The sequence below is a fragment of the Flavobacterium arabinosi genome, from assembly GCF_048158725.1.
GTDB classification, from domain to species: Bacteria; Bacteroidota; Bacteroidia; order Flavobacteriales; family Flavobacteriaceae; genus Flavobacterium; species Flavobacterium arabinosi.
In genome coordinates this window covers 224,474-244,153 of the sequence record NZ_JBLNKX010000002.1, presented here as the reverse complement: position 1 = coordinate 244,153, position 19,680 = coordinate 224,474, and the positions used below count along the sequence as shown (strand labels likewise).

Genomic DNA, 19,680 nt, shown 5'->3' with positions numbered 1-19,680 from the left:
AGTAGTTTAACCGAAATATAGGGATTGTAACGATGAATATTGTAGCTTTTGTTTTATTTTTTTAGGTTTGATTTATATAGAACGAAAGGTTTGATGAAGATCTATGCGATTTATTTAGTATTATGAAAAAAACAAAAAAAATATTTTGTGTCTTATCGGTTTTTTTATTGACTCTTTGTTCGTGTTCAAATGATACTGACGATAGCATGAAATTACTAAAAAAGGTAGTTGCTACTTCAGCAGATGGCACTTCGGCAACAACTTTGTTTACTTATAATGGCAATAAAATTGTAAGTATTGATGGCGTTCAGAAACATGTTGATTTTACTTATACGGATGGTTTAATTTCGAAAACAGTAACGTTAAACAAAACAAATCAACTTCTCGAAACTGTAGAATACACTTATGTTGCCGGTGAATTGATACGCATAAAGTCCCCAAACAATTATATAATAAATTACATTCATAATTCAGATGAAACTGTTTCTTATGAAAAATTAACGATTAATTCAGGGAATCAAGAAGTGAAAATGTATCATGGAATTTTGTATTTTCAAAATGAAAATTTCATCAAGGACGAAAGAATATTAGACAACACAGCAGTAGGAGTTACTTCTAGTTACAGTATAAGTTTTGATTATGATTCTAAACACAATCCATTGTTTAATGTATTGGGATATAAAAAGCTATTGGATTATAATGAAACAATCTCGTCGAATAATAGTTTGATAAATACAGTGATTATAAGTACTACCAAAGACGAGCAAATATCATCTTCAGCTAAATTTTATAAAAATTCCTTTGCATACGATTTAGAGAATTATCCAACTGAACAGGTTTCGGAAACATCAATTTCTACTAATGGTTATCTGAAAACACAATATTTCTATTAATAAAATCATGAGTTCATAGAAAACTGGCAAACCCTTTCATAGTTTAAAACATTGAAAGGGTTTTTTAATTTAAAATATAAATGATGAATGAAAAAAGAGTTAAACGGTATTTAATTCACTAAAATTATTCAAATTTGTAGTAAATAAAATAACAATGCAATTTAGAACTCCAATTCCCATTTCTCAAAGTAGTCATTCTATTGATTACAATTCTAAAATTGTGTCTTTGGGATCTTGTTTTGTGGAAAACATGGGTAAAAAATTCAATTATTTTAAATTCGAAAATATCATAAATCCTTTCGGAATAATTTTCAATCCGGTTTCTATTGAAAAACTAATTTATCGTATTGCTAATCAATTTTTTTTTACAGAGAAAGATATTTTTTTTCATAATGAACGCTGGCATTGTTATGAGGTTCATTCAGATTTTAGTGATGTTGACCAAAAAGAATTGCTTGAAAATTTGAATGCTATTTTAAGAATTTCATTGATACAACTATTTCAAGCTTCTCATCTAATTGTCACTTTTGGAACGTCTTGGGTATATCGAAATTTTGAAAGTAATGCTATCGTTGCCAATTGTCACAAAATGCCGCAAAATCAATTTAAAAAAGAAATTTTGTCAGTGGGAACAATTGAAAATTCTATTAAAAACACCATTGATTTAATCAAAAAAATAAATCCTGATTGCAATTTTATTTTTACCGTTTCACCGGTACGTCATATCAAAGACGGTTTTGTGGAGAATCAGTTGAGTAAAGCGCATTTGATTTCGGCTATTCACAGTATTCTGAATTCTGAACACTGCAAACTGAACACTGAATACTTTCCTTCTTACGAGATCATGATGGATGAACTTCGGGATTACCGGTTTTATGGGGAAGATATGTTGCATCCCAATCAAGTGGCAATCGATTATATCTGGAAGCGTTTCAAGGAAACTACCATTTCTGAAACCGCTTTTTCTACAATGGAAGAAGTAGAAAGTATTCAAAAAAGTCTTTCACACAAGCCTTTTAATCCTGATTCTGAAAGTCATTTGAAGTTTGAGTCCAAACTCCGAGAAAAAATCACTAAATTGGAAAAACAATATTCATTCATGAAATTTTAATTATGCTTAGAAGAATACTTATTGGAATAGGAGTTATTGCCGGAATATTTTTATTATTTAAATTTTGTGACTTTAAGAAAAACGATGATGAAGACATCAGTTACAACACAAATCTTATTCAGCAACAAATTGTAAACGTTGGGAAATTGGTGGTTACCGAAGGTCATTTTTCAGAAGTAATAACCTATAAAAATCAACAAAAATACTTGTTGGATATGCTTTCTTTCGAGAAAAAAGCATTAGTTATTGTCAATGCTGATGTAACAGTTGCGTATGATTTGCACAAAATGAAGTACGACATCGATGAAAAAAACAAAACCATCACGATTATTAGTATTCCAAAAGAAGAGATAAAAATAAGTCCAGATATTCAGTTTTATAACGTGGAACAAAGTAAACTGAATCCTTTTACAGGAGATGATTACAACAAAATCAACAAATCAGTTAAAGCGAATTTAGCCAAGAAGATAGAAAAATCGTCGTTGAAAATAAATGCTCAAAACCGCTTAATTAGCGAATTATCTAAAATACTAATTTTAACCAATACCATGGGTTGGAAGTTACAGTATGAGGGAAAAGTAATCGAAAGCGAGAAAGATTTTGGGCAAAAAATAAAACTTTAGATAAAATTTTAAACACGAATTTCACGAATTAGCACTAAATACAGACGTATTATAATTGGTGCTAATTCGTGAAATTCGTATTTAATTTTATTAGATATTAAGCTTTCTCTTTGTCAAAAATTAAATCCAAACCGCCAGCAATCAAATGTGCTACTTCGGGTCTTTTTACTTTCAATTGATCCAGATAAAGCATTATTTCCTGTAGTAATTGCGGTTCGTTTCTGTCTCTCAAAAGTTCCGTGATTTCAACTGCTAATAACCAGTCATTTGGGTGATTGGTATGTAATTTATCAAAAATTGGTGCTAAAGAAGTTTGCATGTCTTTGGATTCTCTGATCATTCGAATCGTTTGGTACAAAACCTCTAAATCGTCACGTTCTGCGGTATGTTTCGCCTTGATGGTTTTACTTGTTGGTACATGCGAAATCAAATCAAAACTATTCACATCAGCAGGACCTGAAAAAGCCGAAATTACTTTTTTTCCTATCGCCATATCGTAATTGCCCCATTCCGGTTGAAACAAAACAGTTTCTTTGTGTGTTACAGTACAGTTTTTTAAACTGATTAAAATAATCTCGCCATGCAGGTTTCTGGACCCAGTTATAATTTCTCCTTTTACGATAATATCACCTTCAAATTCCAGTGTTACACTTTTGTTTTCAGTGATGGAATAGGCACTTAAGTCTCTTGGACTCATGTCTTCGATAGCAAGATTTATACCTTTTAGTTTTCCAATGGGACTTCCAAAACCTTCCGGATGTTTGATTGTTCCATTACCCACTAATTCTTTTTCTCTATAAGATAAGGCTGTTTTTCCTGTAGTTTGAATATAAACGGGTTTTCCTTCTTCTTCAATAACATTAGTAAAAACTCCCGAAATCTGTATTCCGGTACTCAGTTCAATCGTTCCTAAAGCATTCGAATGAATCAATTTATTAATTCCAGATAATCCTCCGGTACGCAATGCCATTTTATTGGCAAACTCTTCCAAAATCAAACTTAAATACCCAAAATCTGGGGTGACATAAAGCTGAGGTTGCAGTTTTGTAATATCAAAACTCTGTTTGGCTGCTGCTATATCGTAAGGGATTTTCTTCACATTATCAGTCATGCACCACGCACTTTCACCAATAGACGAAAGTAATCCGGCGCCATAAATTTTCGGGTTGTCAACTGTCCCTATCAAACCATATTCCACGGTCCACCAATGCAGGTTTCTAATTTGCGCCATCTCCGATAATTCACCCATATTGTTTTGCAAATCCTCCACCGCTTTTTCGGCAGCATCAATATCGGCTTGAGGCGTATCTTCCGCTTCTTTCAAGATAGAAAGCAGTCGGATGGCTTCATACATTTGGTAATCTTTGTTTGAAGAAATTGCTTTGCAGCCTATTTCCCCAAAACGGCGTAAATATTCCGCATATTCCGGATTGGCAATTATGGGTGCATGACCGGCACCTTCGTGAATAATATCTGGTGCTGGCGTGTATTCTATATGTTCAAGTTGACGAATGTCAGAAGCAATTACAAGTACATTATACGCTTGGAATTCCATGAAAGCATTAGGCGGAATAAATCCGTCTACCGCCACCGCAGCCCAACCTATTTCAGTCAGAATGCGGTTCATGCCGTACATGCTTGGAATGTGGTCAATTTCGATTCCTGTTTTTTTCAATCCTTCGAGATACGAACTATGCGCTACTTTCGAAAGATAATTCACATTTTTGCGCATCACATATCGCCAAACCGCTTGATTTATAGGCGTGTAATCGCTATAGTCTTGAGGTTTGATAAATTGCTTTAAGTGCTTTGGCAATCTGTCTAATAACGGATTACTTTCAATAGTTGAGTTCATTTCGAAATCGTTGTAGTTATAGTGCAAAAGTACAAATTTCAGGAGCTATTTCCAGCTTTTCATTGCAAGTTTTTGCAAACCCGTTTGTTTTTCTAAAGTTCATAAAAGAGCTTCCTCCGGTCGCTTTTTATAAACAAGAAAAACCAAAACGGCTTTCGCAAAAAGCTTTTCATTTCAATCTGGGCTAGGGGAGTGGTGGATTGATAGAAGTTTTTCGGATTTACTATTCCACCAACTCAAACACCAACACCTGCGTTTTTTGGATTTCAGAAAAATTATTATCTGAAATAAAAATAATGGATTGGTGGCCATTTGCTAATTTTGGTCCAAAAGTAAGTCCTTCGATATTATCAATAAAAATACCCAAATCATCCATGTTCAGCATCAGTTTTTTGGAAGCCAATTCATAATGTTGGTTCTTTAAAGAACCGTAGTTTTTAACATTAGTTGCTTTTTTTAAATCACACAGATAAACTTTAACCGTGCAAGCTTGTGTGCCGGTAGAATAAGAGCGTTCCACTACCAGCAACTGGTTTTTATCATAATATTGAATTGCCGAAACGCCATTCACGGCAAAAGCGCCTTTTGGATTCGGTTCCAGTGCAATAGGTTCTAATTTGTATCCATATTGGGCGGTATTTTTTTTTGTTTTGGCATTAAATTGATACAATCGAATCAAACCTCCTTTGCTGGTATTGGCTTGGTCACCGTCTTCAAATAAAGGTTCTTCAATGTTAGTATAAATTTTTTTGTATTTTCTGTCAAAAGTAATCCCTTCTAAAGTCCCATTATTTCTAGGGCCTTTTTCCTCTTTTTGTATTTCTAAATTCGCTGGTAGTTTGGCTTTAAATTTGAAATTACCTTTCAAATCCATAAAGTTTAGGGACGGATTTTGTAAAACTAATTTAGCTGTGGTAACTACACGAGCGCCTTCGCTGCTCCAAACAAGCGAGTTGGTTTTTGGATTGTACCGCATGTCTTCTGGATCACATGCAGTTGTTGGACTGGTATTCCAGTTGCCATAACTTTTTCCGGTTTCATCTTTTAAAGTAGTAACGCTTTGAAAATGGATGCTTTCTAATTTATTTTCGATCAAACGAATTTTTGCAGTGTAAAATCGGGAATCGTTAAACACCGATCTGTCGTCGCATATAAGGTAATACAGATCTTGTTTCGGATCATAATCGATTCCGGATAAACCACCAACCTTAGTATCTTGAAAAGTTTGATTAAAAGGAATTTCTAACGAACTGATAAATTTTAAACTGGGAGTTGGTTTGTTTTCAGTTGTTTGTTTTAAATTGGAACAAGAAAGAAGAGCAGCTTGTAAAACAACGAGAATTAAAAATTTACGCATAAAAGGTTTTGTTACTATGCAAAAGACAACGGATGAATTGATTGGAAATACGTTAGAATACGGATTATTAATTTAATTTTTTTCGACATTCCTGAAATACTCAATTTTATAATTGAACATTTCTGCCATATTCATAGCACGAAGTTTAGCTTCTTCGGCTAATGGGCCTACAAATAAACTATCTGTAGTTTCAATGAAAATTTCCATCCAGCGTTCAAAATGTTCTTTGGCAACAGGTAATTGTTTGTGTGGCGGAAATGGGCTGCCGGAATAGGTGTGTTCTTCCAGTAAAATTGTTTGCCAGAAACGATACATTTTTTCTAAATGTTCCGGCCAGCGGTTGCCTATTTTTTCGTTGAATATTGGTCCAATAAATTTATCTTTTTGAACTTTAGAATAAAAAGTATCAACCAGTAATTTGATATCTTCAAGAGTGGTAATATCCGTAAGTTGTTTCATGATTTGGTATAAAAAAAGCCTACACAAAGGTAGGCCATTTATATCAAATAATAGTTTAAAAGGTTCTCGCTACTTTTTAAATTATATCCCGAAGACTATTGTTACTGTTTACTATAATCTGAAAACTGATTACTTTTTAACAGGCGGAAATTGCTCTAAAATTTTCGCCACAAATTCATTGATTTGTTTTTCTTTTTCATTGCGGTTTTCAGTCAAATAACCAACACCTTCACCTTGCCAAACCAATTCTTTTTTCTTGGCATCAATTAAATCAATATACAATGTTCCTTCGGTTGAAGAGGAAACATAAGTACTTCGGCCTCCCCATAAATAAGGATTCCACCCCCATCCCCAACCATAACCCCATCCGGCGTTGTATTGGTTTACGTCAATTTTTTCTCTTTCTTTGGTTAGTATATTAATCAGCAAATCTGGATTTTCACTTTTAGTCATTCCTTTTTTGCTTAGTTCTCTGTCTATGGCATTAAGTATTCTTTTCTTATCCAATTCTGAAATTTCAACTCGATCAATTCCTTTTTTATGAAAAGCATACGTTTTGTATTGACTAAAATCTACATCGTTATCATAATCTGAATACACTCTTACGGAACTGCAAGAGGCAATTACGAAAAGTAGAAATACGGGAAGGAGTTTAATTGCTTTCATGATGTGATTATTTGATTACTATATGTTTACTAAAGATACGCTCAAATTTTTAAAAATCCAACAAATTGTCGGCTACTATATTAGGGATAGTAACTTTCAACAAAGGTTGCGTCTCCATCGCTCTTTTTATTGCAAATAATGCTCCGTCGTTTCGCGCCCAGCTTCTTCTGGAAATTCCGTTGTTGACATCCCAGAAAAGCATTGATTCTAAACGTCTTGAAGCCTCTTTTGAACCATCAAGAACCATACCAAATCCACCGTTAATTACCTCTCCCCAGCCAACTCCTCCGCCATTGTGAATAGAGACCCAAGTAGCACCACGAAAGCTGTCTCCAATGACGTTTTGTATCGCCATATCAGCGGTAAAACGGGAGCCATCATAAATATTAGACGTTTCTCTGTACGGAGAATCAGTCCCGGAAACATCATGGTGATCTCGACCTAAAACGATAGTTCCTATTTCGCCTTTGGCAATAGCCTGATTAAAAGCTTCGGCAATTTTTACACGTCCTTCGGCATCAGCATAAAGGATTCGGGCTTGTGAACCTACGACCAGTTTGTTTTCTTGTGCTCCTTTTATCCAATGGATATTATCCTGCATTTGCTGCTGAATTTCCTTAGGAGCCGTTTTTGCCATTTCTTCCAGAACCTGGCAGGCAATTAAATCTGTTTTGGCTAAATCTTCTGGTTTCCCTGAGGCACAAACCCATCGGAAAGGACCAAAACCATAATCAAAACACATAGGACCCATGATATCCTGGACATAACTTGGATACCTGAAATCAATATGATTTTCGGCCATTACATCAGCGCCTGCACGGGAAGCTTCCAGTAAAAAGGCATTTCCATAATCAAAGAAATAGGTTCCTCTAGCAGTATGTTTATTGATTGCATTAGTGTGTCTGCGTAAAGTTTCCTGTACTTTTATTTTGAATAAATCAGGATTAGTAGCCATCATTTCATTGGCTTGTTCAAAGGAAACGTCAGCAGGATAATAGCCGCCCGCCCAAGGATTATGTAAGGAAGTTTGATCGGATCCTAAGTCGATATGAATATTTTCTTCGTCAAATTTTTCCCAAACATCTACCACATTTCCGAGATAGCCGATAGAAACGCTTTCTTTATTGGCTTGTGCCAAAGCGACTCTTTTTACTAATTCATCTATATTTTCAACCACTTCATTTATCCAGCCCTGACTGTGGCGAATGTGGGTGATTTTTGGGTTTACTTCGGCACAAACGGTGATACAACCGGCAATATTTCCTGCCTTAGGTTGTGCGCCAGACATTCCCCCCAGTCCTGAGGTAACAAATAAACCACCCTTTGGACTGCGTTTTATTTTACGAAAACCATTTAAAACGGTAATGGTTGTTCCGTGAACAATTCCTTGTGGACCAATGTACATATAGCTTCCGGCGGTCATTTGTCCGTATTGAGAAACGCCTAATGCATTCATTTTTTCCCAGTCATCCGGCTTGGAATAATTAGGAATTACCATTCCATTTGTGACAACAACTCGTGGAGCTTCTTTATGCGAAGGAAACAATCCCATAGGATGGCCGGAATACATGGTCAATGTTTGCTCTTCAGTCATTTCCGACAAATAGTGCATTGTCAAAAGATACTGTGCCCAGTTTTGGAAAACAGCTCCATTTCCGCCATACGTAATCAACTCATGCGGATGTTGTGCTACGGCATAATCTAAATTATTTTGAATCATCAACATGATTGCTTTTGCTTGTTCACATTTTCCGGGATATTCAGCAATAGGTCGCGCATACATTTTGTAATCAGGACGAAAGCGGTACATGTAAATACGGCCATATGTTTCTAACTCTTCTGAGAATTCTTTTACTAATTCAGCATGATGTTGAGGTTCAAAATAACGAAGGGCATTACGTAATGCTAGTTTTTTTTCTTCAGCAGAAAGGATTTCTTTGCGTTTTGGGGCGTGATTGATATCCGTTTCGTATGGTTTTATTTTCGGTAAAGCCGATGGAATTCCTTGTTGAATTTGTTCTTGGAAAGTCATTTTTGATGTTATTCGTTAATTTTTTTATGTGTAATTTTAAAAGAAAAGGATCTCGACTGCGCTCGATAGGACACCATTTTAATTTTAAGAATACACTAAGGATAACGAATATCCGACCTGTGGTAGGATTTATGAATTTTGATTCTATATTTCTGTAAACAAATATCCATTTAGTTCTTTGTTGATGTTTTTTAAAACTGTCTTCTCTTGATTTCTGCTATGTGTAACTTGAATATTGACTACTTTTTATTTGTGCCTGTTTTTTTATCATAACCATACGGGCAATGACGACAACCACTTTTACAACAATAGCCGCGTTTTAGATGGTATTTTTCAGTGAAACATTTGTAACCTTCCGGTGTGTAATAGAAATCTTCTCCTTCTATTAATTTATTTTCATTACTTTGCTCATTCATACCTGGGATTATTCTATTGTAAAAGTCATTCGATTTGCTTTAATTGACAAAAGAACTCAATCGATTGAGTTTTTCATTAAATAGGGCCATTTTATCAGTACAAATTTATAAATTTTATAGCGAATGTTTCTAATTGTTGCTAAATATTTAATTCCAAAAGGATATCGTGGATTGACTGCATTTCCTTTTGTATTTGTAAAACATCATATTGATAAAGAAAATAAAGTTTTTGTTAATCACGAAAAAATACACCTGCGCCAACAATTAGAACTTTTAGTGATTCCTTTTTTTATTTGGTATTTTATAGAATACCTTTTTCGTTTGATTCAATATAAGAAAACTGATTTAGCATACAGAAATATCAGTTTTGAAAGGGAAGCTTACGCCAATGAATCAAATTTTGAGTATTTAAAAAACAGACCTTTTTTTAAGTTTTTAAATTATTTAGATAAAAAATAATTTTATTCATACATACTTTAAAAATCGATTTCTTTAAGAAAATTATAGTTTATTGAACGCCCTTTTTTATCGTTCAGTTGCGATTAATCAAGGAACGCTAGCTTTTATTATCCTTATTTTTAAATTGTAGAAAGAAACTATTAAAAAAATAGTGCAGTTTGTTCCTTATTTGCAAGAAAAAGCTTATTTATATAAAAAAAATGTTATTTAGATTCAAATAAAATTTTGCTCATAAAAGTGACTGTTTACTGATAATTATAAGTTAAAATGAATACTAAAAGATAAAAAAAGATATTTATGATGTGTCGATAAGACACTTTTTTTTTTTTAACAGTTGTTTAGTCATTAATTAACATCACATTTGCATCACATTGGATTTTTAATAAATTTTTAGATTTAAAACGTGTTGTTTTTCAGTAAATTAAGGATAAATCTCAATTGAGTAATTAAAAATATATGAAAAACAGTATCCCGTTCTTATTAGTTTTATTCTTACTAATTTCGAAAGCATCAAATGCACAAGTAGGAATAGGTACAACAAATCCTGAAGTTTCATCGATACTAGATATTCAATCTACTAATAAAGGATTTCTTTTGCCTCGATTGACTACGGTACAAAGAGATGCAATAAGTTCACCTGCAACAGGACTTCTTATTTATAACACTACGACTTCAATTTTCAATTTTTATAATTTGGGTTGGAAAGATTTTAATACAGGTTTAGTTTTGCCAATAAATGGAGGAACTGGAATAGCCAATAGTAACGCATCTACTCTTGCATTACCTGGAGCATTTGCAATTACAATTACAACTACTGGATTAACAGACGTTACATTGCCTAAGACAGGAACTTTGTACGGAACGGAAACAGGAAGTATAACTTCAGCACAAATACAGAATTCATCGAACGATGAAACAGGGACTGGAAAGTTAGTGTTTTCTGAATCTCCAACTTTTACAGGAATAACGCAAGCTCCTACTGCAGCAGTGGGAACGAATACGACACAATTAGCAACGACGGCTTTTGTTTTTGCAAACACTACAAGTAATTATAAATCCATTAATGCTACTGGAGACATAATGACTAGTTCAACTACGGATGTTTTAGTACCGGGAATGTCAATAAGTCCCCTAACAGGAACTTATGCTGTTGCCTTTAATGGCCAATATACAATAACGCCTGGTAATAAAGCGACGCAAGCAGCAATCGCTTTACAAGCATTTTACAATCAATTGAATTCAGTCGCAGTTACAAATACTACCCATTCAGCTACGTTTGGAAGTGAGACCGTGAACCCAGGAGTGTATAGTATAGCTACGGCAGGCTCTGTATTAGGCACCCTTACCTTAGACGCACACGGGGATACCAATGCTCTTTTTATTTTTAAATTCGGAGCAGCCTTTAACACTGGGGCAAGTGCTACAATAATCTTGCTCAATGGAGCATCTGCTGCTAATGTTTTTTGGTTGGCACAAGGAGGGATAGGGCTTGGAGCTTCAACTATTATGAAAGGAACTCTTCTTGCTAATAATGGTGCAGTTGCTTTAGGAGCATCTTGTATGCTTGAAGGAAGAATACTTTCTACGGCGGGAGCAATAAGTACTAATACTTTAACCATGACTAAAACTGCTAGTAGTTCTCATGCTACTTTGGGAGCTTTGTCTTCCTTTGCTATGTTTACTTCTTCTGGAGGTGTTGATAATACAGGAATTTCAAATATTACGGGAGACATAGGCACTAACGCAGGTGCTATAACAGGTTTCGAAACTTCTTATGTGAATGGTTCTTTTATTACTCCTACTACTGTTAGTGCTTTGGCTACTTTTAGTATTTATCAAAATGGAGTGTTAATTGAAAACTCCAGTAGAACGAGATTAAGTTCTGTAAATACTGTAGATGTGTCATTGCAAGCCATTGCATCTGTTTCGGCAGGTCAAGATGTTGATGTAAGATGGAACATTGATGCAGGAACATTAAAGCTAGGAAATAGAATATTAACACTAATCAATGTAAGGTAGTTTTGTTGATTATCAAGTGTTTAGGTGTGTTGTCTTTTTGTTTTTATTAATATGTCTTAAGGTGTTTGCTTTATTTTTAAAAGATCCCCTCAATTTTTTTAAAATAAATTTATAAGATTAGTATTTGTATTTTAGGTTAAATAAGAATATTTTTTAAATGTGTCAAGTTATTCAATAGCATCACATTTGCATGCTTTAAAATTTATAATGTACTTAATTAAAGTATATTAATACATTGTTTTCAATGTATTAATGATTTAGATCAATAGAATATATAAAATAAATAAATGAAAAATAATATCTTGTTTTTATGCGTTTTATCCCTGCTAATTTCGGAAGTTTCTAGTGCACAAGTAGGAATAGGTACAGTTACCCCTGAAGTTTCATCAGCTTTAGATATTCATTCTACCGATAAAGGATTTCTTTTGCCTCGTTTGACTACAATACAAAGAGATGCCATTAGCTCACCCGCAACAGGACTTCTTATTTATAACACTACGACTTCAATTTTCAATTTTTATAATTTGGGTTGGAAAGATTTTATTACAGGTTTAGTTTTACCAATTAATGGGGGGACAGGAATAGCTAATAATAATTCGTCGACACTTGCTTTACCAGGTGAATTTGCAACTACAATTACAACAACAGGAGTAACAAATGTAACATTACCTACAACAGGAACAGTTTACGGAACGCAAACTGGAAGTATTACTTCAGCACAATCACAGAATTCATTGATTGATGAAACAGGTACTCAAAAGGTCGTGTTTTCAGATTCGCCAACCTTTACAGGGGTGGCATTAGCTCCAACTGCAGCGGTTGGCACGAACACTACACAATTAGCAACTACGGCTTTTGTACTAGCCAATTCAGATAATTTTAATTCGGTTAATGCAACTGAGGATATAGTAACTAATTCAGATACTGATGTTTTAATTCCAGGAATGTCATTGACTCCTGCTGCAGGGACTTATCTGGTTATGTTTAATGGTCAATATAGTATTACTTCCAGCTATTCTTCTAGATCTGTAAATACTGATCAAGGTAGATTAGATTTAAAAGCGGCATACGATCAGTTGTTTACGGTTCCTACTACTAGTATTCATTTGCCTTCTCTTGGTAGTGGCGAGACTCTATTAGCGGGTGTATATTCAATAGCAGCTGCGGGATCAATAGCAGGAGTTTTAACTTTGGACGCAGGAGGAAATCCAAATGCGGTGTTTATTTTTAAAATTGGAGGGGCATTTACTACAGGAGCAGGTACTGTTGTTGCATTGACTAACGGCGCATCTGCATGTAACGTATTTTGGATTATAGAAGGCGCAGTATCTATGGCTGCTTCAACTACAATGAAAGGAACTGTCATTGCTAATAATGGAGCCGTTTTTATGGGGGCTAATGGAACGCTTGAAGGGCGGTTGTTTTCAACAACGGGCGCCATTAGTTTTGGGCCTGGAACTGCATATATTCCTTTAAACTGTTCTTATCTTGACTTAGGAATATTATCTACTTTTGTTATATTTACGACTAATGGTGCCATTAGCAATACGGGGAATTCGTATTTTACCGGAGACATTGGTACGAACTCAGGTGATATTTCAGGTTTTCAGTTTTCAAGCGTGAATGGTACTATATTTAAACCCGGTACTACTACCATAGCAACCCCTAGTAAAGCATTAGCAACGTTTAGTATTTATCAAAATGGAGTTTTAGTTCCTAACTCGAGCAGAACTTGCGCAAGTAGTCTGAATACGGGATCAGTTTCTTTACAGGCAATTGCTACAGTTTCTTCGGGGCAAAATATTGATATTAGATGGAAAATTGATTCAGATGCAATAATTCTGAAAAATAGAATCTTGACCTTAATGAGTGTGAGATAAGATTGTGTCAAAAACTATCGTAAATATCTAGTTTGCACCTTGAAATTTTTTATTATTCTTAATAGCTTCATTTTCTAACACTAAAGATATTATAGTGTCTAATGAGATTACTTATTAAAACATCTAAACTCTTATAAATTAACTTAACTAATAAGCTTGTGTACTCAAAATTACTTAAAATAATACTGTTAATTGTTTTTGAAATTTTATTTCAGAGCAATGCTAATGCCCAGATGTATATTAGTCCTAATAGTTATGTCTTTGCAAGTAATGAAGTTGTTTTTATAAAACAAGACTTGGAATTAAGTTCAGCTAGTAGCAATTTCTATTTGAGAAAAGATGCCCAATTGTTGCAAGGCTCTACTTCGGTCGGAACAAATAAAGGAGTTGGTGAGTTATCTATTTTTCAAGAAGGGAGTACGAACAATTTTCAATTCAATTATTGGTGTTCTCCTGTTGGAGGAAATAGTGCTGTCACGGGGAATTCTCCTTTTGGTATTACCCAACTTAAAGACATTGTAAATTTGACTAGTAGCAATAATCCAACCATTTTAGCAATGAATAATTACGATGGTAAAGCTAGTCCATTTGCAATTGCCCCATATTGGATAAATAAATTGATAGCAACATCGAATTATTCGAATTGGATTCAAGTGGGTTCTGCTTCTAGCATAAATGCAGGAGAAGGTTTTACGATGAAAGGAACTTCAGGGACTAATTTAACTACTGTAAATGGGGTTCAAAATAATCCGACAAGTCAACAAAGATATGATTTTAGAGGAAAACCAAATGATGGAACAATTTCTATTCCAGTGAAAATCCAGCAATTTACGTTAACTGGAAATCCTTATCCATCAGCAATAGATTTGTCTGCCTTTTTAATAGCTGCAAGAAATTGTACGGGGATTGCTTATTTCTGGGAGCAAGATAAAACGATAAACTCTCATTATATAGCTGATTATAGAGGGGGATATGGAACTTTTTCACCTGGTTCTTTAGGAAGTAATGGAGTTTATGTTCCTGCAACTTTTTATTCTTATGATGGTTCTGGTAATCAGGTAACGAGTATTAGTACAGGAGGGATTTATGAAAGACGTTTTAGTCCAGTTGGACAAGGTTTTTTGATTGAAGGAACTGTAAATAGTACTGTGGAAATGAAAAATATTTATCGCGTATTTGTTAAGGAGAACGTATCAAATTATTCTCAATTTAATAAAAATCAAGATAAAACGAAAAATATCTCTTCTTATTTATCGGATATTCAATCAGTATCTGGTTTTGATTATACCAAAGTGAGTATTCTCCCAACGCCACAAATACGATTCAATATATTGATGAATAATGAAGGAGTCCGTCAAATGGCTTTGGCATTTATTCCTGAAGCAACGGATGGTGTTGATCGTGCTTTAGATGCAATATCCCCAAGCGATGGACCTCCTGCAGATGTTTACTTTGTAGTAGAGGATAACGAATATGTAATAAATGCTGTGAATTTCAATGTCGATAAAAAAATCCCTATTGGTTTTAAAAATGTGGCCAAAGCTAATTATAAAATTACAGTAAAAGAAATTTTGAATTTTACAGGAGCTAATACTGTTTACTTACATGATAAAGTGGCGGATAAATATTTTGATATTAAAAATGATTTCCATGAATTGACTCTTCCAGCAGGTGTCAATAATACACAATTTGAAATCACCTTTAAAAGTAATGTTTCCTTGGGAGTTGAAGATTTGACGAGTGAAGGTTTTGTGGTTTACCAAAATAATTCCACTAAAAATCTAACAATCAATAATCCATTGTTAATAGATTTTACTACCTGTGCTTTATATGATGTCGCCGGAAAATCAATTTTTAATAAAAACGATTTGGGAGTAAATTCATCTTATAAATTTTCTACGTCAGCTCTTGGAGATGGAATTTATATTGTTAAGTTATCCACCAAAGACAATATTTCGGTTGGTAAAAAAATAATAATTAAAAACTAAAACTCATTTGAAATGAAAACAATAAATGCAATCTGTAAAGGTTGCATTTTTGTTATATATAAATTTTACCTTTGTAAAAAAATAACTTAGCTTGAATCAACAGTTAACGATATTATTTCCAAACTCCATTTCAGTGCATATCAAACGGGAAGATTTGATTCATCCTTTTGTTTCAGGCAATAAGTTTAGAAAACTTAAATATAATTTGCTTAAGGCGAAAGAAGAAAATCAGGAAACACTGCTTACTTTTGGAGGCGCTTTTTCGAATCACATTGCAGCGGTTGCTTTTGCAGGGAAAGAAAAAGGATTCAAAACTATTGGGATTATTCGCGGAGATGAATTACGCACTAAAATTTTAGAAAATCCAACCTTATTGTTTGCTCAAAATTGTGGGATGCAATTGGAATTTATTTCGAGAGAAGCGTATCGCTTAAAAAACGAGATTTCATTTTTAGAAAATTTAAAACAAAAATTCGGCAGCTTTTATCTTATTCCCGAAGGCGGGACTAATGCATTGGCCATCAAAGGGTGTCAGGAAATTTTAACACAGAAAGATGCTGAATTTGATTATATTTGCTGCCCAATAGGAACAGGGGGTACTATTTCAGGAATTATAAATAGTGTTTTGCCGCATCAGAAAGTTTTAGGGTTTCCAGCTTTAAAAGGGGATTTTTTAAAAGCCGAAATTTGTAATTTTGCACAAAATGAGAATTGGGAATTAATTACTGATTACCATTTTGGAGGTTACGGAAAAGTAAATAACGAATTAATCGGGTTCATTAATAAGTTTTATGAAGATAACCAAATTCCTTTGGATCCTATTTATACAGGAAAGATGGTTTTTGGCGTTATAGATTTGATACATAAGAACTATTTTCCGGCTCAATCAAAAATTTTACTAATTCATACCGGTGGAATTCAGGGAATTCAAGGAATGAATATGAAATTAAGAAACAAACAATTACCAACAATTAATGTCAATGTTAAAAAAAATTCTGCTGATTCTCACAATAATAACTTTGGTAGGTTGTAAAGCTACAAAGCCAGTTATTGTAACTACGAAAAAAGTTGCTTTAAAACCAAAATCAGAAGTTGTTACCACTGTTAAAAAATCGAATGTCCCAAAATCAATTATTACAAAACCCGTAAAAAAAGAACCAACGATTAGTGAAACGGAAGTAATTGTTTCTACTTCAAAAACGGTAGTTACGAATGCTGTTGTGAAAGGGTATATTTCTCAATTTAAAGAAATTGCAATGGGAAATATGAAGAGTTTTGGTATTCCTGCAAGTATTATTTTAGCTCAAGGAATTTTAGAATCAGGTGCTGGAGTAGGTGATTTGGCTATAAGTGCCAATAATCATTTTGGTATAAAATGTCATGAAGGCTGGACTGGAGAAAGTGTTCGTCATGATGATGATTCTGATCAGGAATGCTTCAGGAAATATAACAATCCATCAGAATCGTTTAAAGACCACGCTATATTTCTAACTGGCAGAAGTAGATATTCTAAATTATTTGCATTGCCAAAAGGAGATTATAAGGCTTGGGCAAGAGGGCTTAGAACTGCCGGCTATGCTACAGATCCAAAATATCCGGATAAATTGATAGCTTATATTGAACGATACAATTTGCAACAATATGACCGTGAGGTTTTAGACGTAAATTATGTGTCGAATGAAAAACAATTAGTAGCAGAATTATCAATAGAAAATAAAAACTCAAAAGGTTCAGACTCCTATGAGGTTCAAAAAGGAGATACGTTGTATTCTATTTCTAAAAAATTCGAATTAAGAATTGACGAATTAAAAGAAAAAAATAATCTTTCTGATAATTCTCTTTCAATCGGACAAAGACTGATTATAAAATAAATTAAAAATAACCAAAAATTCATAATTCATTAAATGTTATATAAAAGAAGCAGTCAGCTTTTTGCTGAAGCAGAAAAAGTAATTCCAGGAGGTGTGAATTCACCAGTAAGAGCTTTTAAAGCAGTAGGAGGAACTCCAATTTTTGTCAAAAGTGCCAAAGGTGCTTATTTGTATGATGAAGACGGTAACCGTTTAATCGATTATATCAATTCATGGGGGCCTATGATTTTAGGTCATGCTTTTGAACCGGTTGTACGAGCCGTGATTGAGAAAGCTAAATTGGGAACTTCTTTTGGAATGCCAACAGAATTAGAGACTCAAATTGCCGCTTTGGCTGTTTCCATGGTTCCGAATATCGATAAAATCAGATTTGTAAATTCAGGAACTGAAGCTTGTATGAGCGCGGTAAGACTAGCTCGTGGATTTACCAAAAGAGATAAAATAATAAAATTTGCAGGTTGTTATCACGGTCATTCTGATTCATTCTTGATTCAGGCCGGAAGCGGAGCTATTACTTTTGGTTCACCAAATAGTCCTGGAGTAACCGCAGGAACTGCCAAAGATACTTTGTTGGCACGATACAATGATTTAGAGAATGTGAAAGCTTTAATTGAAGCCAACATAAATGAAATTGCTGCAATAATTGTGGAGCCAGTTGCAGGAAATATGGGTTGTATTCCTCCAAACAAAGGTTTTCTGGAAGGATTACGCCAATTGTGTACAGACAATGGAATTCTATTGATTTTTGATGAGGTAATGACAGGTTTTAGACTTGCCAGAGGTGGTGTTCAGGAATTATTCAATATAACTGCTGATATAGTTTGTTTTGGGAAAGTAATAGGAGGAGGTTTACCTGTTGGTGCTTTTGCCGCCCGTGCCGAAATTATGAATTATCTGGCGCCATTAGGTCCTGTTTATCAAGCAGGAACGTTATCTGGAAATCCGTTAGCAATGGCTGCTGGATTAGCGATGTTGCAATCTTTAGATAGTGATCGTGCTATTTTTCAAAGATTAGAAGAAAAAACAGCGTATTTGGGTGCAGGAATTGACAGAGTTTTGAAAGCAAATAATGTTGCTTTTACAATCAATAGAATTGGATCTATGATTTCAGTCCATTTTGATACTGCTCCAGTTGTTGATTTTCAAACTGCTGCCAAAGGCGATAATGAAACTTTCAAGAAATTCTTTCATGGATTATTAGAGGAAGGAATTTACATTGCTCCATCAGCTTATGAAACCTGGTTTATTACTGATGCATTAACATACGATGATTTAGATTTTACCATTTGTGCTATAGATAAAGTTTCTAAAACTTTTTAGAAATCATACTACCTTCTCTCCCTTCAAGAACGTTCGGGTGAGAGTAAAAAAAAACTTCCGGCGAAACCGGAAGTTTTTTTATTCTTATTTTCGATCACCGCCTCTTCGATCACCTCTTCTTTCTTGTTGTTTTTCTTTTTCTGTATTCCATTTTTCAAATTGTTCCGCTGATAAGATGATTTTCATTTTACCTTTCATTGCAATTTGCTCATCCATCATTTTGGTTCTCATGTCAAAATTCTCGCCAGTATTTTTTTCCTGATTTGCTTTTCGTTCAGCTCTCATGGCTTCCCTTTTGGTGGTTTGTTCAGCAATAACCTGTTTCATTTGCTCTTGCTGTTTTGCATTCAAATCAAGGTCTAATGTCATTTTTTTTAACATTAATTCATTGCGTTGCTCTGGAGTTAATTTTTCCATTTCAGATTTATTAGGTCTTTTTTCCATTTCATTATTGTCTTGAGCAAAAGCAGACAGACCAACAACTAATAATGCGGCGATAAATAATTTTTTCATTTCTATTGTTTTTAAGTTATAATTATAAGACAGAGATAAAGGTCAAAGGTTTAATTCTTTAACGAAAATTTATTGTTTATCCATAGTTATAAAAAAAAAGATAATTAAGTATGGTTAAGTTTAATAATATAGTGACTTTAAAACAATCTCAAAATAGTACTTTAAAAGGTTAAGGTATTTTGATAAAGTAGAATAGCGTATGATATTTATCAGCTTTT

The 19,680-nt window shown here is 34.0% G+C and carries 17 protein-coding genes; 10 read left to right on the top strand and 7 right to left on the bottom strand.

All coding sequences use genetic code 11. The annotated features are described in order from the left end of the window. The first annotated feature begins 206 nt into the window (after positions 1-206). The 3 genes from ACM55K_RS05175 (at position 207) to ACM55K_RS05165 (ending at position 2,627) form a co-directional block, all read left to right on the top strand. A complete protein-coding gene (locus ACM55K_RS05175) occupies positions 207-893 on the top strand; it encodes a hypothetical protein (protein WP_416849185.1) in 687 nt (228 codons plus the stop codon). A 154-nt stretch (positions 894-1,047) separates the two neighbouring features. Next, positions 1,048-2,004, top strand: coding sequence for a GSCFA domain-containing protein (locus ACM55K_RS05170; protein ID WP_416849184.1), 957 nt, complete (start codon positions 1,048-1,050; stop codon positions 2,002-2,004). 2 nt (positions 2,005-2,006) lie between these two features. Then, a complete protein-coding gene (locus tag ACM55K_RS05165; protein ID WP_416849183.1) occupies positions 2,007-2,627 on the top strand; it encodes a DUF4230 domain-containing protein in 621 nt (206 codons plus the stop codon). 97 nt (positions 2,628-2,724) lie between these two features. Here ACM55K_RS05165 and ACM55K_RS05160 read toward each other — a convergent pair whose 3' ends face one another. The 6 genes from ACM55K_RS05160 to ACM55K_RS05135 form a co-directional block, all read right to left on the bottom strand. Further along, a complete protein-coding gene (locus ACM55K_RS05160; protein WP_416849182.1) occupies positions 2,725-4,482 on the bottom strand; it encodes an aromatic amino acid hydroxylase in 1,758 nt (585 codons plus the stop codon). A gap of 223 nt (positions 4,483-4,705) precedes the next feature. Continuing rightward, entirely contained in the window at positions 4,706-5,839 is a 1,134-nt protein-coding gene (locus ACM55K_RS05155; RefSeq protein ID WP_416849181.1) for an esterase-like activity of phytase family protein, read from the bottom strand. Positions 5,840-5,911: 72 nt separating this feature from the next. After that, a complete protein-coding gene (locus tag ACM55K_RS05150; protein WP_416849180.1) occupies positions 5,912-6,298 on the bottom strand; it encodes a group III truncated hemoglobin in 387 nt (128 codons plus the stop codon). Between the two features lie 129 nt (positions 6,299-6,427). Beyond that, positions 6,428-6,964 carry a DUF4136 domain-containing protein gene (locus ACM55K_RS05145; protein ID WP_416849179.1) on the bottom strand — a complete coding sequence of 179 codons (537 nt, stop codon included), beginning with the start codon at positions 6,962-6,964 and terminating at the stop codon, positions 6,428-6,430. Between the two features lie 49 nt (positions 6,965-7,013). Then, positions 7,014-8,996, bottom strand: coding sequence for a urocanate hydratase (locus tag ACM55K_RS05140; protein WP_416849177.1), 1,983 nt, complete (start codon positions 8,994-8,996; stop codon positions 7,014-7,016). A 239-nt stretch (positions 8,997-9,235) separates the two neighbouring features. Continuing rightward, on the bottom strand, positions 9,236-9,412 hold the full coding sequence (locus ACM55K_RS05135) for a DUF5522 domain-containing protein (RefSeq protein ID WP_416849176.1): 177 nt from the start codon (positions 9,410-9,412) through the stop codon (positions 9,236-9,238). A 123-nt stretch (positions 9,413-9,535) separates the two neighbouring features. Here ACM55K_RS05135 and ACM55K_RS05130 point away from each other — a divergent pair, with 123 nt between their 5' ends. The 7 genes from ACM55K_RS05130 (at position 9,536) to hemL (ending at position 18,949) form a co-directional block, all read left to right on the top strand. Beyond that, entirely contained in the window at positions 9,536-9,871 is a 336-nt protein-coding gene (locus tag ACM55K_RS05130; protein WP_416849175.1) for a hypothetical protein, read from the top strand. 456 nt (positions 9,872-10,327) lie between these two features. Continuing rightward, positions 10,328-11,890 carry an ice-binding family protein gene (locus tag ACM55K_RS05125; protein WP_416849174.1) on the top strand — a complete coding sequence of 521 codons (1,563 nt, stop codon included), beginning with the start codon at positions 10,328-10,330 and terminating at the stop codon, positions 11,888-11,890. A 287-nt stretch (positions 11,891-12,177) separates the two neighbouring features. Beyond that, complete coding sequence (locus ACM55K_RS05120) at positions 12,178-13,770, top strand: ice-binding family protein (RefSeq protein WP_416849173.1); 1,593 nt, start codon at positions 12,178-12,180, stop codon at positions 13,768-13,770. Positions 13,771-13,928: 158 nt separating this feature from the next. Then, positions 13,929-15,758 (top strand): T9SS type A sorting domain-containing protein, encoded by a 1,830-nt coding sequence (locus tag ACM55K_RS05115; RefSeq protein WP_416849172.1) that lies wholly within the window; start codon positions 13,929-13,931, stop codon positions 15,756-15,758. A 91-nt stretch (positions 15,759-15,849) separates the two neighbouring features. Then, a complete protein-coding gene (locus ACM55K_RS05110; protein WP_416849171.1) occupies positions 15,850-16,791 on the top strand; it encodes a 1-aminocyclopropane-1-carboxylate deaminase/D-cysteine desulfhydrase in 942 nt (313 codons plus the stop codon). Further along, complete coding sequence (locus tag ACM55K_RS05105; RefSeq protein ID WP_416849170.1) at positions 16,739-17,629, top strand: glucosaminidase domain-containing protein; 891 nt, start codon at positions 16,739-16,741, stop codon at positions 17,627-17,629. The genes ACM55K_RS05110 and ACM55K_RS05105 overlap by 53 nt, the downstream gene beginning before the upstream one ends. Positions 17,630-17,662: 33 nt before the next feature. Continuing rightward, positions 17,663-18,949 (top strand): glutamate-1-semialdehyde 2,1-aminomutase, encoded by a 1,287-nt coding sequence (gene hemL / locus ACM55K_RS05100; RefSeq protein WP_416849169.1) that lies wholly within the window; start codon positions 17,663-17,665, stop codon positions 18,947-18,949. An 84-nt stretch (positions 18,950-19,033) separates the two neighbouring features. On the opposite strand, the gene ACM55K_RS05095 is transcribed toward hemL, so the two are convergent. Then, complete coding sequence (locus ACM55K_RS05095; protein ID WP_416849168.1) at positions 19,034-19,462, bottom strand: hypothetical protein; 429 nt, start codon at positions 19,460-19,462, stop codon at positions 19,034-19,036. Positions 19,463-19,680: the final 218 nt, after the last annotated feature.

Coding starts and splice junctions, on each gene's coding strand:
- ACM55K_RS05145 (WP_416849179.1), bottom strand. CDS start 6,964: ATGAAAGCAATTAAACTCCTTCCCGTATTTCTACTTTTCGTAATTGCC.
- ACM55K_RS05095 (WP_416849168.1), bottom strand. CDS start 19,462: ATGAAAAAATTATTTATCGCCGCATTATTAGTTGTTGGTCTGTCTGCT.
- ACM55K_RS05135 (WP_416849176.1), bottom strand. CDS start 9,412: ATGAATGAGCAAAGTAATGAAAATAAATTAATAGAAGGAGAAGATTTC.
- ACM55K_RS05125 (WP_416849174.1), top strand. CDS start 10,328: ATGAAAAACAGTATCCCGTTCTTATTAGTTTTATTCTTACTAATTTCG.
- ACM55K_RS05165 (WP_416849183.1), top strand. CDS start 2,007: ATGCTTAGAAGAATACTTATTGGAATAGGAGTTATTGCCGGAATATTT.
- ACM55K_RS05155 (WP_416849181.1), bottom strand. CDS start 5,839: ATGCGTAAATTTTTAATTCTCGTTGTTTTACAAGCTGCTCTTCTTTCT.
- ACM55K_RS05160 (WP_416849182.1), bottom strand. CDS start 4,482: ATGAACTCAACTATTGAAAGTAATCCGTTATTAGACAGATTGCCAAAG.
- ACM55K_RS05175 (WP_416849185.1), top strand. CDS start 207: ATGAAATTACTAAAAAAGGTAGTTGCTACTTCAGCAGATGGCACTTCG.
- ACM55K_RS05105 (WP_416849170.1), top strand. CDS start 16,739: ATGTTAAAAAAAATTCTGCTGATTCTCACAATAATAACTTTGGTAGGT.
- ACM55K_RS05150 (WP_416849180.1), bottom strand. CDS start 6,298: ATGAAACAACTTACGGATATTACCACTCTTGAAGATATCAAATTACTG.
- ACM55K_RS05130 (WP_416849175.1), top strand. CDS start 9,536: ATGTTTCTAATTGTTGCTAAATATTTAATTCCAAAAGGATATCGTGGA.
- ACM55K_RS05140 (WP_416849177.1), bottom strand. CDS start 8,996: ATGACTTTCCAAGAACAAATTCAACAAGGAATTCCATCGGCTTTACCG.
- hemL (WP_416849169.1), top strand. CDS start 17,663: ATGTTATATAAAAGAAGCAGTCAGCTTTTTGCTGAAGCAGAAAAAGTA.
- ACM55K_RS05170 (WP_416849184.1), top strand. CDS start 1,048: ATGCAATTTAGAACTCCAATTCCCATTTCTCAAAGTAGTCATTCTATT.
- ACM55K_RS05120 (WP_416849173.1), top strand. CDS start 12,178: ATGAAAAATAATATCTTGTTTTTATGCGTTTTATCCCTGCTAATTTCG.